Source organism: Arthrobacter sp. W4I7, assembly GCF_030816215.1.
In the GTDB taxonomy this organism is placed as follows: Bacteria; Actinomycetota; Actinomycetes; order Actinomycetales; family Micrococcaceae; genus Arthrobacter; species Arthrobacter siccitolerans_A.
In genome coordinates this window covers 4,371,734-4,387,496 of record NZ_JAUSXU010000001.1, presented here as the reverse complement: position 1 = coordinate 4,387,496, position 15,763 = coordinate 4,371,734, and the positions used below count along the sequence as shown (strand labels likewise).

The following is a 15,763-nucleotide window of genomic DNA, read 5'->3' as shown; positions in this document are numbered from 1 at the left end:
TGACTTCCTAGGACGCGCCGGGGTTCAGCACTGGAGCTTCGACGGCGACATCATCAAGGCCCCAGCGGTCCACGATTTCCTTGTACTTGCCGTTGTCAAATATCTCGACGAAGGCCTTCTGGAGGACCGGTCCAAGGCCGCTTGACTTCGGGGCCAGGAGGACGAGCTGGTCCACACCGGCACCCTGCTCGTCAGTCTGGCTGACGTAGCGCCATTTGTCCTTTTCCTGCGCCATCAGATCGATGGCGCCGGTCTGGGTGGTGGCTGCACTCTGCGCCCGCTGCGACTTCACAGCGAGGATGGTGGCGTTCGTGTCGGCAAGGCCGAGGAAAGTCACCGGCTGCTTGCCCTGCTCGCCGCACCATGTGCTCAGCTTCGCCGTCTGTTCCTCCGTGATGGATCCCTTCACGCCTGCGGTGGTTGTGCCACACAGCCCGTCCGTGCCCTTGGCATCAATACCGTTGGTGGTCGGAATTACGTAGGAGGTCCGGCTGCTTAGCCAGCTGACGCCGTCGAACTCCTTAAGCCGGTCCGGTGTCGCCTTGACCGGGCCGTTGAAGGCGTCATACCGGCCGCTCTTCATGCCCGTCAGCATCTGGGGGAGACCCTCGGTGATTTCGATCCTGGCGGGAACGCCGAGTGACTCGGTCAGGGCCTTCTGGAGGTCCGGATCAATACCGGTGACGGTCTTGCCGTCGGCACCGACGGAACGGTATGGCGGGTGGGAATCACCGGCGAAGACGATTTCCCCTTTGTCCTTGATGGACTGCGGAAGGGAATCGTAGAACTTGGCGGACTTATTGACCCCTCCCGCGGCTGCCGGGCTTGGGGTGCTTTGCTGTGAGGGCCCGGCGCATGCGGTGAGTGCAAGAACGGCGCCGGCTGCAACGGCGGCGACCCTGTAAGGAGCGGAAATTTTCATGGGAGACCTTACTGGAATGAGTTCGGCCGGTGCCTGCCCTCTTTGGCAAGCGGCCGCTTGAATACCTTCAACGGTATTCTCATCCGTGACGTCCGTCAACGATTATGAATCATAATCTGAGATTTTTGTGTGCTGGATCATGAGAGCCTGGGGCTGCAGAACCGGCAGGGCATGCTGAAGCGCATGGAGCTTGTGCCCTGTTGCCTTAGCGGCCGCGCATGCTCCGGGTTACTAGACGCCGGCCGCGATCTTAGGGACCGGGCCAGCCGGATCGCCAGTGAGGTGGTACTGCACCTGGTCCACGTATTCGGGCGCATGCGCAGCCACAACGGTTTTTACTCGGGCAAGCGCCGGTTGGGCGAGGCCGCCGTAGAGCAGCTGGAAAACTTCCCGTGCCCTTGTTCGAGGCCAGTCCGGGGGCAGCAGGTCCAGGGGGAGGTCGGGGTCCACGTTGGGAAAGGCGCGCCACACGTTGATCAGTTCGGTCCTGAAGATCAAGGCCTCGACGGGGGAGACTGAGCCGAGACTGGGGGCGCTGGCGAGGGGTTCGGTTTCATTGAGGAAATTTCGGTATAGGCCGGCCATTTGCTCAAGGTTCCAGGCGTCGGTTGGCTCGCCGTAGTCCCGGCCCTCGCCGGTCAGTGAGCCTTGGAACACGGTGGCAGCCAGGACCCCCAGTTTGGCGAGCAACTTCCGGGCCTCTTCAACCATGGGGCGCGGCGTGATCCAGAAACCGTCGTAGAGAGGTGCGAAACCAAGCCATGCGAGGCCGGCCCTGAGTTTGTGCCGATCGCCCCGGTTCTCCTCCGGGACGGAGAAGGCGACGCAGGTCCATTGCCCAGCGAAGGGAACGTCCGCCCGGCCGAATTGATTCATCGTCTCCAGCCGGAATACCAGCCGCTGCCTCAGCCAGGGGGACAGGCTGTAAAAAGTCCGTCGTCCGATCTTTGTCAGCTGGATACGCTCGTCCCTGCACAGACGCCCGAGCAGGGTCCGGGCTCCGGACGCGGGGATGTCAAAGTCTGCAAGCAGTTCGACAAGGGCGCCCGATGGCGCCTGGGCGTCAGGAGACAGCCAATAGTCAGCGAGGAGCGTCAGCAGGACCTGACGCGGACGCGGCCCTTCTGTTACTGCCGCGCGCACGTCCTCGAGGAAACGTTGCGCAGCCTCCGGGCCGGGCTGAAGGGCCGCTCCTAATTCTCTTCTCATCAAAGACGATCGTACTCGCATTGAATATGGTTTGGAATGGCGCAATCGGTCTTTCCGGCTTCAAGCGGCGTATGCGGTCCTCAGCCGTTTAATGACCTTGTCATGGCTCCTTACTGGTTTCGTCTCCAAGCCACTGGAGTTCAATTATCGTCGTTCCGTAGCGGTGCGCGGTGGAGGCTCGTTGGTAAGGACCGGACGTATCTGGCTTTGCTGGTGTTTTGGGATTGGATTCCCAGCGGTTGTACGCTGCCGGTACCGATGACGTTTGTCCAACGCCCGGGGCTGGCCGGGGTCACGTACCGGGTTGCTTCCTTCGTCGCTTTACGCCGAACTATCGGCCCTGCATGGTGGTCTCTAGTGGACCTGGAAGATGGTGATGCCCACTTGGTTGGGTAGGCGTTCACCCGTGCCGAGGAAGACTGTGTGGTTCATCCAGGACCACGTGCTTGATTCCGTGGTGAGACGGGGCGTGCAGCGGAAGTAGATTCTTGACGCGTCCACGGGCTGGCCCTGGTTGAGCTTGTCGATATCTTCCGCACGGCCGTGCCGCACGGCGACGTTGTGCACGTAGATCCGCGAGCCGTCCTCGATTTCCAGGGCGTACCGGGCGTCGAGGTCGGTGGACTCTGGGCTCCGCAGTATCTGGAAGTCCGCCCCGCCAGGCAGCACCGTGCCTTGCAACCCGGGCCCGGTAATGGTTCCGCCGAGGATGGGCACGATCCTCCTGTGCCCCTCGGGCGTGCGGCCGATATCCACGGGCTCGGCGACGTCCACCAGGATCCTGGCGAGGAATGACAGCGACGGCGGCACAGGCTGGCCGTTCGCGGGAGGGGTCGTCACAGGATGCCCGCGGTCAATCTGCTCGGATAACCGGTTCCAAAGCGGATCGACTGGCTGGCAACCACCGTCTCGGCGGATTCGTAGGCGAGCTTGCCGGTGTTGAGGTTGCGGTCCCAGCGCGGGTGGCAGCTGGAGGTGATCTGCACGCGGAGCCTCTCTCCTGGAGCGAAGGTGAATGCCGTGTCCCACAGACTGACAGTGTATTCATAGACTTCCCCCGGCTGGATGGGCGAGGGGGCTGTGCCGGGGGAGTACGAACCGGTCTCCGCGTAGCTTTCCCGCCAGGAGGCCCGGACGATGCCGTCGGCAATGCTGGTGGATGTTCCGTTTTCGGCAACCCTGCAGAGCCGGACCACGAAGTCCGTGTCCACGGCGCTGGAGGAGGCGAAGAACGTTGCGGTGACGTCCCCGAAGAGGGTGAGTTTTTCTTCGACGGGTGCGGAGGTGAACACCAGGACGTCGTCGCGGGCTTCGACGGCGGCCTGGGTTGCCGGTCCGGCGGGGAAAGCGCCGTGGATCATGGTGGCGCCGCCGACGGTGGGGACCGGGTTGAGCGGGTCGTAGAGGTAGTCAGCTGCTCCGGTTGTTCCCGGCTCATCATCCAGCGAACCGTCGGCGCCGAGGTACCAGCTGGCCTGCGCCGAGGGCTCGGGCAGCGCGTCAAAACCATGCCAGGTGTTTTCGCCCATGAAGTAGAGCAGCACGGGTGGTATCGCGTCGAGCCGCTGGGGATCATCCTTGAGGGCTGCATCGAACCATGCCGTATGGATCGAGGACAAGTCCCCGATCCCGTTGACCAGTCCCGCGGACGCGGCCATGCCGAAACTCACCTCCGGGAACGCGCCGCTGAGGTTGGTGTGCGTCCACGGGCCCACGATCAGCCGCGGAGTGGTTCCGGGCACGGCATGGCTTTGTTCAAGCTGCCGCCGGTACTGGGCCAGCGTGTTGGGTGCGAAGATATCGAACCAGCCGCCGATGTGGAGCGTGGGCAGCGGCGCCGGTTGCTCGGACGCAGCATCCCAAAGCAGGGTGAACGGGCTCCCAGGGCCTTCACCCGCTGAGGGAAGAACGTGGGAGTTCATGAAGGTGCCCAACCGGGGTTCCAGCTGGCGCAGGGGGAGGGTACCGAAAATACTCGAATCGGCGAATGTTTCATCCAGTTCCAGCCAGGCCTGCAGCTCTTTTCCCTTGCGTTCCGGATCGTCCGCGAACTCCCGGAACAGTTGGTTCAGTGAAGCGGATGCATGCCCCCAGCTCAGGCGGCTTCCGTACTCGTGGGCACCGCCGCGATACAGGGCACCGTTGTTGGCGCTGCCGCCGGCCGAGACGCCGAGCGCCAGGGCCCGCAGCGGCGCCGGCGCTTCCTGGGCGGCCCGCCACTGTGTTTCAGCAAAATAGGAGCGGCCCCACATCCCCACCTTGCCATTGGAGTACGGAAGCCGGGCCGCCCACTCAACTGTTTCGGCGCCGTCGGACGCTTCATTCACAGAGGGGTTGAATTCTCCGTCTGACCCGAACCGGCCCCGGCAGTCCTGCATGATGACCACGTACCCGGCAGCAGCAACGGTGGTCGGGTTGAAGTAGGCGGAGTTCACGGCCAGGTCCCGCCCGTACGGTGTGCGGGTCAGGAGCACCGGGAAGGATTCGGTGTCATCTGCCGGCCGGTACACGGTGGAACGGAGGACGGTTCCATCTCCCATGGCTGTTTCAGCATTTTCGACGAGGACGGGGTACGGCACTGGATCTGCTTTCTGCTAAGACGGGTTCAAGGGGCGAAACTGCGGCGGGTCCGGCCCGGGGGCCGGCCCCGCCGCAGCCGCCTAGACCGTGCCCTGGGATTTCAGGCCGAGGTCCTCGGTGCGCACCTGGTACGTTTCCTTGACCCAGAGGGCCGTCACGCCGGCGGAAACAAGGCAGCATGCCGCGGTGAACGAGGCGACGGGGATCCAGCCGAACTGGCCGGGCTGCACGATGGCTGCGGCGATTGCGGGGGCAAAGCCGGTCACCACCAGGCCCAACTGGGATGCCGTGGCCGCGCCGGTGTAGCGGATCCGGGTTTCGAACATTTCCGCGGTCATCGCCGGACCCAGGGGGTTGACCATGCCGTAGCCGACTGTCATGAAGAGGATGGCGGTGGCGAAGATGAGCGGAATCGACCCCGCACTGACGGCCCAGAAGAAGGCGAAGGCCGCGATGGCGCAGATGATGTTTCCGGTGATGAAGACCGGCTTGCGGCCGATCCTGTCGGCGAGGATGCCGGCGTAGGGCTGCGCTGCGACGCCCAGCGCCGCCGTCACGATAGTGACCGTCAGCATGACGGGGGCGGGGATGCCGAACTTTCCGGTTGCGTAGGCCAGGCCAAAGGCGGCAAAGATGGACGAAACCACACTCCAGAGCCCGAAGACGATGACCTTCAGAACCGTGGCCCAGTGGTCACGCAGGACCACCTTGATGGGCAGCTCCTGTTCGGTTTCAGATTCCTTGGCTGCTTCGAAGACCTCGGACTCCGGCAGGCGCAGCCGGATCCACAGCCCGACGCCTACCACCAGGATGCTGGCCAGGAACGGCAGGCGCCAACCCCACGCAAGCAGGTCTTCCTGGGGCAGCATGGACACGGCCAGGAAGGCCAGCGAAGCGAGCATGATGCCGGCCACCGCGCCGGTGTTGACCCAGCTGGCGTAGAAGGCACGCTTGTGGCTCGGAGCGTGCTCGAGCGTCATGGTGACCGCTCCCACGGACTCGCCTGCGGCGGACGCGCCCTGGATCGCCCGGAGCAGCACCAACAGGATCGGGGCCGCAGCTCCGATGACGGCGGTGGGCGGGATGCAACCGATCAGGAAGGTCGCCACACCCATCAGGACCAGGGTGAAGACCAGCATTTGGCGCCGCCCGATGCGGTCACCGAAATGCCCGATGACCCCCGCAGCGAGCGGACGGACCACGTATCCGATGCCGATGGTGGCCATGGACAGGACGAGACCGAGGGAAGGGTCGATGCCCGGGAAGAAGATCTTGTTAAAGATCAGGGCAGAGGCGGAGCCGTAGATGAAGAAGTCGTAGTACTCAAGGGTGCTGCCAATGAAGCTTGCGGCGGCAGCGCGCCGGGCATTTTTGTGGCGGCCGGCAGAGATGGTGTCAATGTCCGCGGACGGCGTCGTCGGCGGATCAATGGGACCAGCGGTCATTGCGGATCTCCTGGGTGGGCGGGACTGAGAAAAGGGGAGTCTGGCATCAGCCGATGGGCTGGAAACGAGGCGGCCTGCGTGTGGTCCGCATCACGTGAGAAGATAGTATGCGTAATATCCAACGTCCGTCAAGAAAGCTGCAACGCTAAGCAGCGGCGACGGCGGCGACTGGGATGATGGACAAGTGAACTCCTATGACCTACCTGCCGCCGGGAGCGTGCCGCCAGGCTCCATGATCAGCTTTCCCCGGCCCTCCAAGGGCGGCGCCACCCAGCACCTCGTGCTGACGATGCTCGGCGACTACTGGCAGCAGGAGGCCTCCTGGCTTCCGTCCCGGCTGATCATTGCCCTGGGGGCGCACCTGGGAATTACCGCATCCGCCGCCTCCACTGCCTTGAGCCGGCTGGCGGGCCGGGGCGTGTTGGAGCAGTCCAGCGCCGGAAGGTCTTCGCGGTATCGGCTGACGGAGGCTGCGCGCGTCCGCCTTCAGATTGGATTCCGGCAGGTCAGCGAGTTTGGCTCGGAGTCCCGGCAATGGGACGGAATGTGGACGGTGGTGGGCTTCTCCATTCCGGAATCGGCCCGGGAAACCAGGGAACTGTTGCGTTCCCGGCTGAAATGGCTGGGTTTTTCACCGCTGTATGGCGCGCTCTGGGTCTGCCCTTGGGACCGGACTGAAGCGGTGGACGAAGCCTGCGCGGCGTACGGCGTAGCAAACTACGTGGTTTTTCGCTCACGCACCTCAAGCCTGCAGGGCAGGGAACCCATCGAAGCGTGGGCCCTGGACGAGATGCGGGAGCAGTATCACCCGTTCATCGAAACCTACAGCCGCTCCATCCCCGGGAGCCCGGACCGGGCCCTGAGCCCGGCAGAGGCCTTCCGGCTGCGCACGGAAATCATGGACAGCTGGCGGGCGTTTCCCTGGAATGACCCTGGCCTGCCGAGGGAGCTGTTGCCGGCGGATTTCCCGCTCCTGACGGCACGGAAGCTGTTCGTGTCCGCGTACAATTCCCTTGCGGATCCGGCTCTGGAGCACGTCCGGGAGGTCATCCGGTCCGAGGCGCCGGAGGCGGCCGGGTCACCATCAGCCCTGCGGGTCAGCGAAGGCGCGTAAAGAGGCGTAAGGGGCCCGGGGTGGACGCCTATCCCCAGAGTGCCTTGCTGAGCAGCGCCCGGAGTTGGGCATTCTCGTCCTGGCTCAATGACGCCAATTGCTCCTGCTCGCACACCGCCAGGGCCGCACGGGCCTTCGTGTGGATGCGCCGGCCTTCAGCCGTGGACACGATGATCTTGGCGCGCCTGTCCTGCTTCCCCTGAGCCCGTTCAACAAGGCCGCGGCGCTCCAGGTCGTCCACCAGGCTGACCACCTGGCTGGGATCGAGGCTGAGGAAATCGGCGAGTTCGCGCTGGGTGGGTTCGAGCCCGCTGCAGGCCAGCGTCAGCACGGAGAAGGACCGTTCCCGGAGGCCAAAATCACCCAGGGCCCGGTTGTTCAGGACCGAGCCCGCGGCATGCAGTTTGGCCAGCAGCAGGCCCACATCGCGGCCGATTTGGGCGGCCGCGAGGCGCGGGGTCTGGACGTCGGTGCTCTGCGGGGTCATGAGTTACTCCAATGACAAAAACAATCGTTGACTTTTTCAATGATCCGTATTTTCATTGATCATGACAAGGATCTCACGGCCACGTGGGATCAGCCCTACCGGTTCCGGCCGGGGACTGCATGCGAAGGAGCACGCGATGAGCTTGAACGGCAAAGTAGCAATCGTCACTGGGAGCGGCCAGGGCCTTGGCCTGGCCTATGCGAGGGAACTCGCCCGCCAGGGTGCCGCGGTCGTCATCAATGACGTCAACGCCGGGACTGCCGCCGAGGCCGTTGCGCAGATTGAGGCCGACGGCGGCCGGGCCACCGCCGTTGTGGTTCCAGTGGGCACCACCGACGCCGCCAAGGCCCTCGTTGCAGGTGCCGTAGAGACGTTCGGCCGACTGGACATCCTGGTCACCAACGCCGGCATCCTGCGGGACAAGAGCCTCCTGAAGATGACCGATGAGGACTTCGACCTGGTCATCAACGTGCACCTGAAGGGCACCTTCACCTGTGTCCGCGAGGCCTTCGCGTACTTCAAGGAAAACAATGTTCCGGGCCGCATCATCACCATCGGCTCACCCACCGGCCAGCGCGGCAACTTCGGCCAGACCAACTACGCCGCCGCCAAGGCTGGCATCGTCGGCATGGTCCGCACCTGGGCCCTGGAAATGAAGAAGGCCGGAGTCACCGTCAACACCGTCATCCCTGTGGCTGCCACCGCCATGACCAAGACGGTCCCCTACTTCCAGAAGGCCGTCGAAGCCGATGAGCGCGGCGAGGCCATGCCCGCCTTCTTCCGCCACGACCTCGGCTTCGGAACGGCCGACGACGTTGCCGGACTCATTGCCTACCTCGCCTCGGATGAGGCTGCCGGCATCACCGGCCAGGCCATCGGCGCCGGCGGGGACCGCCTGCAGGTCTGGACCCACCCGACGGCTGCCACCACCGAATACCGCGACGGCGGCTGGACCTTCGAGGCCCTGCAGGAAAATGCCGCCACCCTCTTCAGCGAAGAGACGCTGCAGACCTACGGCGAGGAATTCCTCCCGCTGCCCGCCGAACTGCAGCCCGAACCAGCCCCGGCCCGCTAGAGCTCCGCGAAGGAATCCGAAACATGCGCTATGAACCGGGCATTGACGCCGCGAAGCTCGACGCGATCGACATGCACGTCCACCTCGAAGTGGACAGCTGCGGGCACGGCTCCCTCCCGGACGCCCTCACCGAGGCCTCGGCAAAGTACTTCAAGGCCGAGGACCGCACCCCGTCCCTGGACCGGATCGCCGAGGTGTACCGCGAACTGAACATGGCCGCCGTCGTCTTCACGGTGGATGCACGCACCCAGCTCAAGCACGAACCCAACAGCATTCCCGAGCTGATCGCCGGGGCCGCCAGGAACAATGATGTGCTCATCCCGTTCGGCAGCGTGGACCCCCGCACGGGCGAGGACGCGATTGCCGGAGCCAAGCACCAGGCCGTTGAACTGGGAGCCCGCGGCTTCAAGTTCCACCCGTCCCTGCAGGGCTTCGACCCGTCCAGCGAACGGTTCTACCCGCTGTGGGAAACCCTGCAGGAACTCGGGCTGCCCGCCATCTTCCACACCGGCCAGAACGGCATGGGCGCAGGACTGCCCGGCGGGTTCGGCATCAAGCTGGCGTACTCCAACCCGCTGCTGCTGGACGCCGTCGCGGCTGACTTCCCGGGCCTGCAGATCATCATGGCCCACCCATCGGTGCCGTGGCAGGACGAGGCCAACTCCATCGCCACCCACAAGGCGAACGTGTTCATCGACCTCTCCGGCTGGTCACCCAAATACTTCCCGGAGTCCCTCGTGAAGGCCTCCAACTCCTACCTGCAGGACAAGGTTCTGTTCGGCACGGACTTCCCGCTGATCACACCGCAAAAGTGGCTGGGCGCGTTCGCGGACCTCCCGCTGAAGGACGAGGTGCGTCCGAAAATCCTCAAGGCCAACGCGGTCCGGCTGCTTGGTTTGGGTGCCTGAAATGAAGACGACGACGGCGGAGCCCGCCGCGGGTGCCTTCCCTTCCGCTGAGGGGCAGGAACGCCTTTATTCAGCAGCAGACTGGTACGACGCCGAATCCCTCCTTACCGCCGGCGAACGGCGGGTCCTGGCCCGGCTCCGGGAATTCCTCGACCAGCAGGCGAAGCCGTTGCTGGCTGAGTACTGGGAACGGGGCGAGTTTCCGGAACAGCTGGCGCAGCCCCTGATCGACCTTGACCTCATGGAACCCGCTGACCTGGCCGGACACGGCATGGAAAATGGTCCGGCCCGGGAGATCTACCAGGGCTTTCGGATTTTCGAGCTCGCCCGCACCGACGCCTCGCTGGCCACCTGGTATACAGCCCAGGCCGGGTTGTTCCGCACGGCCATCCGCGTTGGTGCTTCCGAGGAGCAGCAGCTCGAGTGGATGCCGAAGGTCATCGATTTCTCCCTCAAGGGCGTCTTCTCGCTGACGGAGCCGGAATCCGGTTCGGACATCGCCGGCGGGCTGTCCACTACCGCGCGCTTTGAGGCAGATGCCGGCGGCGGTGCCTGGGTCCTGGACGGTGCCAAGCGCTGGATCGGTGGTGCCTCCACCGCGGATGTACTGGCAGTGTTCGCGAGGGATGTTGCCGACGGGCAGGTCAAGGCCTTCCTCGTGGACCGGCTGGCGGAGGGTGTCAGCCTGGAGAAGATCCACGGCAAAACCTCCCTGCGGATGATGCAGAATGCCCACATCACGCTCGAGGGGGTCCGGGTTCCGGAGGCAATGCGCCTGCACAATGTGAACTCCTTCCGGGACGTCGCGGCGATGCTCCGGGCCATGCGCTCGGACGTCGCGTGGATCGCCACCGGCATCCAGGCAGGTGCGTTCGAGGCGGCCCTCAGGTACGTCAACGAACGCCGGCAGTTCGGCCGCAGCCTGGGCTCCTTCCAGCTGGTCCAGGAGAAACTCGCCCGCATGCTCGGGAACATCACGGCCAGCCTGTCCCTGGTGGTCCGGCTGACCGAACAGCAGGCCAGGGGCATCTACCGGGACCAGGACTCGGCCCTCGCCAAGATGCAGACGTCCCTGTTCATGCGCGAAACTGTCGCCCTGGCCCGGGAAGTGGTGGGCGGCAACGGCATCACGCTCGCCGCCGACGTTGCCCGCTTCCACGCAGACGCCGAAGCCGTCTACTCCTACGAGGGCACCCACGAGATCAACGCCCTCATCATCGGCCGCGCCCTCACGGGCGAAAGCGCCTTTGCCCGCTGAGCTGTACCAACCCAGACCCGGCGCCCGCCGTCGGGACTTTTACCCAATATCCATCACCAACAGGAGGCAACGATGCCCAATCTCGTCGTCGATTTCGACAAACTGCTCACCATGACCGGTACCGACCTTGGCACCACCGACTACCGCCAGATCACCCAGGAACAGATCAACCTGTTCGCCGACGCCACTGATGACCAGCAGTGGATCCATGTGGATCCGGAACGTGCCAAGGACGGCCCGTTCGGCGCCCCGATCGCCCACGGCTTCCTCACCCTCTCGCTGATCATCCCGTTCTGGGGCGAGCTGTTCGACGTGGACGGTGTCACCACCAAGGTGAATTACGGCCTCGACAAGGTCCGCTTCACCTCCCCGGTCAAGGTCGGTTCCAAGGTGCGCATGCAGGCCACCATCGCCGAGGTCACCGAGGTTAAGGGCGGCGCCCAGATCAAGGTCAACGCCACCATCGAGATCGAAGGCCAGGAACGCCCCGCCGTCGTCGCCGAATTCCTCGCCCGCTTTTACAAGTAAGCCGCTTCTATAAGTAAGCCGCACAAGTAAGCGCCGCTCCTGCAAGCAGGCCCGGCGCCCCGCAGTAACCGCGATTGGCGGCGGAGGCGGTCCCACCCGGGGACCGCTCTGCCGCCGACCCCAAAAACACTTTTTCCTCCTTCCAAAGGAACAGCCATGTCAGGACACACCACACTCGCATCAGCGGGTACGGCCGCGAAGCGCAAGGAAGCGCGCACGGTCATCCTGTCCAGCTATCTGGGCAGCACCATCGAGTTCTACGACTTCCTGCTGTATGCCACCGCCGCTGCCGTGGCCTTTCCCAAAGTCTTCTTCGCCGGCACCGACGAGTGGGTGGGCGTGGTCGCCGCCTACGCCACGTTCGCGGCAGGGTATGTGGCAAGGCCGCTTGGCGGAGTGATCTTCGGCCATTTCGGTGACCGGATCGGCCGCAAAGGAATGCTCATCGTCTCCATGGCGATGATGGGCATTGCCTCCACCCTTATTGGCCTGATCCCCGGCGCAAGCGTGATCGGCCCCTGGGGCGCGGTCCTCCTGGTGGTTTTGCGGGTCTGCCAGGGAATCGCCGTCGGCGGTGAATGGGGCGGGGCCGCACTGATGGCCCTGGAACACTCCGATCCCAAGCGCCGCGGCTTCGCTGCCTCCTTCGTCAACGCCGGCGCTCCGACAGGTGCTGTGCTCGGCACCGTGGTGATGGGCATCTTCTCGGCCCTGCCTCAGGACGCCTTCCTCGCCTGGGGATGGCGCGTGCCGTTCCTGCTGTCCTTCGTCCTGTTGATTGTGGGCATGTTCGTCCGGCTGCGCGTTTCGGAAAGCCCGATCTTTGCGGAGGCCGTGGCCAAGGAGGGCGCCCAGGGCGCCAAGCGCAAGATCCCGCTGGTGGAGGTACTCCGCCGTCCCAAGGCATTGATCATGATCATGTTCGCGGGTGCCGCCGGATTCGGCCTCCAGGTAGTACTGCCCACGTTCTCGGTGACCTATGCCGTCTCCAAGGGCGCACCGCAGCAGGGCGTGCTTTACGCTTTCGCCGGAGCCTCAGCCATCTCCATCCTGTTCGTCCTCCTCGGCGGCAGGCTCTCCGACCGCTTCGGGCGCCGGCCGGTCATGGTGGCCGGCCTGGCATTGTTCATCGCCTACCTGTTCCCGATGTTCGGGATGCTCGGCTCCGGCAACGTGGGCCTGGTCTTCCTGGCCTTCACCGTGGCGCTTATCCTGCATTCCTCCCTCTACGGCCCCCTGGCGGCGTTTGTCTCGGAGCAGTTCGGCACCACGAACCGCTACACCGGTGCGGCCGTCGGATACCAGCTGGCCACCCTGATCGGTGCCGGCTTCACACCCGGCATTCTTGCCGGCCTGTACAAGGATTCCGGCCAGAGCATCGTGCCCGTGGTGGTGTTCCTGTCCGTCATGGCCCTTGTCTCCATTGTCTTCATCCTGCTGACGCGGGAGTCTAAGAACAACGACCTCACCATGGTCAGTTAGGAGTACCGCAAACATGGACAACAACGGAGTTGGCTCCTGGCTGCAGCGGCGCCGCGCCAAGTCGGGAACGAAGGCGGCACTCGTCACCGGGATGGGCAGCATGACCTACAAGGAGCTCGCCGACCGGACGGACCGGCTGGCCAACGCCCTTCGGGACAGGGGAGTGGCCAAGGGGGACCGGGTGGCCTACCTCGGCGAGAACCACCCTTCCTTCGTGGAGACCTTCTTCGCCTGCGGCCTGCTCGGCGCCATCTTCGTCCCGCTGAACACCCGGCTGGCCGCCCCCGAGCTGCAGTTCCAGCTGCAGGACTCCGGGGCCGAGCTCCTCATCAACGCCGCCCCCCTGGAAACCGTGGCCGCCGCGTCCTCGGAAGAAACCGTGGTGTCCCATCGCCTGTTGGTGGCGCCCGACGGCGGCACGGAAGGTTCCGCTGTCAGCCCGCCATCCGGCGTCGAACACTATGACGAGGTGCTTCAGGCGGCGGCCGCAACGCCGCTCGACCAGGCGGTGACGCTGGACGACGGCGCCATGATCCTCTACACCTCGGGCACCACGGGCAGGCCCAAAGGCGCGCTCCTGACGCACGGCAACATCACGTGGAACTGCTTCAACACGGTGGTGGACATGGACCTGAACCGGAACGACGTGGCGCTGATGATTTCGCCGCTGTTCCATGTGGCGTCCCTGGACATGGGCCTGCTGCCCATGCTGCTCAAGGGCGCCACCGTGGTGCTGGAATCCAAGTTCGATGCCGGGCGGGTGCTGGAGCTGATCCGGCAGCACAAGGTCACCACCCTCAACGGTGTCCCCACAACCTTTCAGATGCTCTGCGACCACCCGGACTGGCAGACGGCGGACCTGACCTCCCTGGATAAGCTCACCTGCGGCGGTTCGGCCATTCCGCGCCGCGTCCTGGACGCGTACGAGGCACGCGACATCGGTTTCACCAGCTGCTACGGCATGACCGAAACCGCGCCCGGCGTCACCATGCTGCCGGTGGCCCGGTCCAGGGACAAGGCCGGGTCAGCCGGGCTGCCGCACTTCTTCACCGACGTCCGTATCGCCGATCCCATGGGCGGCCTCTCGCCTGGTGGACAGGTGGGCGAGATCCAGATTTCCGGCCCCAACGTCATCAAGAAGTACTGGAACCGGCCGGACGCCACCGCGGAAAGCTACGCGGATGGCAGCTGGTTCCGTTCCGGCGATATGGGCTACCGGGACGAAGAAGGGTTCCTGTTCGTCTCGGACCGCATCAAGGACATGATCATCTCCGGCGGCGAGAACATCTATCCCGCTGAGGTCGAGGCTGCGATCGCCGAGCTTTCCGCCGTGGCAAGCGTCGCGGTGATCGGCGTTGAGGATTCCAAGTGGGGTGAGGTTCCCCGCGCGATCGTCACGCTCCGCGAGGGTGCCTCGCTCACTGAGGAGCAGCTGCGCTCGCACCTCGACGGACGGCTGGCCCGGTACAAGATCCCCAAGTCCGTGGTGTTCGTGGATGAGATGCCTCGCACGGCCAGCGGGAAAATCCGCAAGGTGGAGCTGCGGAACCAGTTCGCGCACTGACGTCCCCGACGTGAAGGCGCTCTACTGCCAAAAGCGGTAGACCGCCTAACCCTTCGCCAGCCGGTACCGCTCGATCTGTTTGAGGCGCCGCAGGAGGCTGTCGCGCCGGGGGTGCGGGACGGCGTCGGCCGCTTCGGCGGTGAGGTCGATGTGTTTGGTGCCGTACTGCCACAGCAGCAGGTCATCGAGCAGCCGGTCCGGGCCGGGGGAGTAGCGGTGGTCCAGGGCCTTGCGGACCTCGGTGATGCGGTTGGCGCTGAGCAGCCCGGCCAGCTGCATGGTCTGGTTGAGGCCGTGGGCGGCGAGGAGTTCGGCGGCCCAGCCCCAGTCGTCGTCCACCTTCCGGTCCACGTGCGGGAGCAGGGTGCGCCAAACATCGCGGATTCGGTTGGGTGTCAGCGGCGCTGCGCCCTCGCCCTCGGTATCCCAGAAGCTGCGCACTTCCTCATAGCGTTCGTGCAGGTCTGCGAAGGCTGTTTCCACCGTTTCCAGCATCGCAGCGGTAGCCGTGAACTGCCGGTCGAAATGCGGGGTCCAGGCGCGCGGGTCCTCGGCCTTGAACCGGATATCGTGCTCAATCTCGCTCCACGCGTGCGCGAAAATGGTGCGGATCTGGCACTCGAAAAAGTAGCTCCCGTTGGGCTGCGCCTCCGGGTTGAAAACCTGCTGGTACTCCTTGACGGCCTCGTTCTGGATGGTCCGGAGGATCAGGTGCCGGCTGGAATAGCCGTAGGTGCCGGATTCGATGGAGCCAATGTCCTTCTCCCGGTCCCCGCGGCAGTCAAGCAGCTGCCGCTGCCGCTTGATGATGTTGGCCACCGCGGCGTTCTCGGCTGGCAGCTTGGTGATGACGCGGATGCCCACCATGTCGTTCAAGGTCCGGAACGGGTCCGGGAACTTCAGCACCGGCGGCGCGCCGGGCTCCAGCGGCTCCTCGATCCGGGAGATCTTCTCCTTGAACGACTCCACCGTTTTGGTGCGCCCGGTGACGAACAGCGGCGTGACCTCGCTGTTCTTCAGCATGTCCCGCATCAGCAGCAGGACATCCCGCGTGACCAGCTTCAGGGCAGGCCGGACGCGCTCGTAGATCTCCACGTTCCGCTGCACGGACTCCCGCAGGTCCGCGTCCAGGCTCTCCCAGTTACTTGGCATAATCCCAGCTTACGGCCGGGCACTGACAGAACGGCGGCG

General features: G+C 64.9%; 14 protein-coding genes. 7 read left to right on the top strand and 7 right to left on the bottom strand.

Going from position 1 to position 15,763, the window contains the following annotated elements; all coding sequences use genetic code 11:
- Window positions 1-7: 7 nt before the first annotated feature.
- From QF047_RS19955 to QF047_RS19935, 5 genes are all read right to left on the bottom strand, one after another.
- Window positions 8-922 carry a transporter substrate-binding domain-containing protein gene (locus QF047_RS19955; protein WP_307280673.1) on the bottom strand — a complete coding sequence of 305 codons (915 nt, stop codon included), beginning with the start codon at window positions 920-922 and terminating at the stop codon, window positions 8-10.
- 231 nt (window positions 923-1,153) lie between these two features.
- Window positions 1,154-2,131 carry a PaaX family transcriptional regulator C-terminal domain-containing protein gene (locus tag QF047_RS19950; protein ID WP_307280671.1) on the bottom strand — a complete coding sequence of 326 codons (978 nt, stop codon included), beginning with the start codon at window positions 2,129-2,131 and terminating at the stop codon, window positions 1,154-1,156.
- A gap of 354 nt (window positions 2,132-2,485) precedes the next feature.
- The gene (locus QF047_RS19945) at window positions 2,486-2,971 is read right to left on the bottom strand and encodes a DUF3237 domain-containing protein (protein ID WP_307280669.1); all 486 of its coding nucleotides are present in this window, start codon (window positions 2,969-2,971) and stop codon (window positions 2,486-2,488) included.
- Window positions 2,968-4,710 carry a CocE/NonD family hydrolase gene (locus QF047_RS19940; RefSeq protein ID WP_307280667.1) on the bottom strand — a complete coding sequence of 581 codons (1,743 nt, stop codon included), beginning with the start codon at window positions 4,708-4,710 and terminating at the stop codon, window positions 2,968-2,970. The genes QF047_RS19945 and QF047_RS19940 overlap by 4 nt, the downstream gene beginning before the upstream one ends.
- Before the next feature lie 81 nt (window positions 4,711-4,791).
- The gene (locus QF047_RS19935; RefSeq protein ID WP_307280664.1) at window positions 4,792-6,156 is read right to left on the bottom strand and encodes an MFS transporter; all 1,365 of its coding nucleotides are present in this window, start codon (window positions 6,154-6,156) and stop codon (window positions 4,792-4,794) included.
- A gap of 184 nt (window positions 6,157-6,340) precedes the next feature.
- Here QF047_RS19935 and QF047_RS19930 point away from each other — a divergent pair, with 184 nt between their 5' ends.
- Window positions 6,341-7,270 carry a PaaX family transcriptional regulator C-terminal domain-containing protein gene (locus QF047_RS19930; protein WP_307280662.1) on the top strand — a complete coding sequence of 310 codons (930 nt, stop codon included), beginning with the start codon at window positions 6,341-6,343 and terminating at the stop codon, window positions 7,268-7,270.
- A gap of 28 nt (window positions 7,271-7,298) precedes the next feature.
- Here the strand turns inward: QF047_RS19930 and QF047_RS19925 are convergent, their stop codons facing one another.
- Window positions 7,299-7,757 (bottom strand): MarR family winged helix-turn-helix transcriptional regulator, encoded by a 459-nt coding sequence (locus tag QF047_RS19925; RefSeq protein WP_307280660.1) that lies wholly within the window; start codon window positions 7,755-7,757, stop codon window positions 7,299-7,301.
- A gap of 136 nt (window positions 7,758-7,893) precedes the next feature.
- On the opposite strand from QF047_RS19925, the gene QF047_RS19920 reads away from it, so the two are divergent.
- The 6 genes from QF047_RS19920 to menE all read left to right on the top strand — a co-directional run bounded on the left by QF047_RS19920 (window position 7,894) and on the right by menE (window position 14,572).
- Window positions 7,894-8,832: an SDR family NAD(P)-dependent oxidoreductase gene (locus tag QF047_RS19920; protein WP_307280658.1), complete on the top strand. Its 939-nt coding sequence runs from the start codon at window positions 7,894-7,896 to the stop codon at window positions 8,830-8,832.
- A gap of 23 nt (window positions 8,833-8,855) precedes the next feature.
- A complete protein-coding gene (locus tag QF047_RS19915) occupies window positions 8,856-9,740 on the top strand; it encodes an amidohydrolase family protein (RefSeq protein ID WP_307280656.1) in 885 nt (294 codons plus the stop codon).
- A gap of 1 nt (window position 9,741) precedes the next feature.
- Window positions 9,742-10,998 (top strand): acyl-CoA dehydrogenase family protein, encoded by a 1,257-nt coding sequence (locus QF047_RS19910; RefSeq protein WP_307280653.1) that lies wholly within the window; start codon window positions 9,742-9,744, stop codon window positions 10,996-10,998.
- 72 nt (window positions 10,999-11,070) lie between these two features.
- Window positions 11,071-11,526, top strand: coding sequence for a MaoC family dehydratase (locus tag QF047_RS19905; RefSeq protein ID WP_306637407.1), 456 nt, complete (start codon window positions 11,071-11,073; stop codon window positions 11,524-11,526).
- A gap of 156 nt (window positions 11,527-11,682) precedes the next feature.
- Window positions 11,683-13,008, top strand: coding sequence for an MFS transporter (locus QF047_RS19900; RefSeq protein WP_307280650.1), 1,326 nt, complete (start codon window positions 11,683-11,685; stop codon window positions 13,006-13,008).
- Window positions 13,009-13,021: 13 nt separating this feature from the next.
- Complete coding sequence (gene menE / locus QF047_RS19895; protein ID WP_307280648.1) at window positions 13,022-14,572, top strand: o-succinylbenzoate--CoA ligase; 1,551 nt, start codon at window positions 13,022-13,024, stop codon at window positions 14,570-14,572.
- Window positions 14,573-14,617: 45 nt separating this feature from the next.
- Here menE and QF047_RS19890 read toward each other — a convergent pair whose 3' ends face one another.
- The gene (locus QF047_RS19890; protein WP_307280646.1) at window positions 14,618-15,724 is read right to left on the bottom strand and encodes a GTP pyrophosphokinase family protein; all 1,107 of its coding nucleotides are present in this window, start codon (window positions 15,722-15,724) and stop codon (window positions 14,618-14,620) included.
- Window positions 15,725-15,763: the final 39 nt, after the last annotated feature.

Coding starts and splice junctions, on each gene's coding strand:
- QF047_RS19920 (WP_307280658.1), top strand. CDS start 7,894: ATGAGCTTGAACGGCAAAGTAGCAATCGTCACTGGGAGCGGCCAGGGC.
- menE (WP_307280648.1), top strand. CDS start 13,022: ATGGACAACAACGGAGTTGGCTCCTGGCTGCAGCGGCGCCGCGCCAAG.
- QF047_RS19955 (WP_307280673.1), bottom strand. CDS start 922: ATGAAAATTTCCGCTCCTTACAGGGTCGCCGCCGTTGCAGCCGGCGCC.
- QF047_RS19925 (WP_307280660.1), bottom strand. CDS start 7,757: ATGACCCCGCAGAGCACCGACGTCCAGACCCCGCGCCTCGCGGCCGCC.
- QF047_RS19910 (WP_307280653.1), top strand. CDS start 9,742: ATGAAGACGACGACGGCGGAGCCCGCCGCGGGTGCCTTCCCTTCCGCT.
- QF047_RS19900 (WP_307280650.1), top strand. CDS start 11,683: ATGTCAGGACACACCACACTCGCATCAGCGGGTACGGCCGCGAAGCGC.
- QF047_RS19935 (WP_307280664.1), bottom strand. CDS start 6,156: ATGACCGCTGGTCCCATTGATCCGCCGACGACGCCGTCCGCGGACATT.
- QF047_RS19905 (WP_306637407.1), top strand. CDS start 11,071: ATGCCCAATCTCGTCGTCGATTTCGACAAACTGCTCACCATGACCGGT.
- QF047_RS19950 (WP_307280671.1), bottom strand. CDS start 2,131: ATGAGAAGAGAATTAGGAGCGGCCCTTCAGCCCGGCCCGGAGGCTGCG.
- QF047_RS19890 (WP_307280646.1), bottom strand. CDS start 15,724: ATGCCAAGTAACTGGGAGAGCCTGGACGCGGACCTGCGGGAGTCCGTG.
- QF047_RS19915 (WP_307280656.1), top strand. CDS start 8,856: ATGCGCTATGAACCGGGCATTGACGCCGCGAAGCTCGACGCGATCGAC.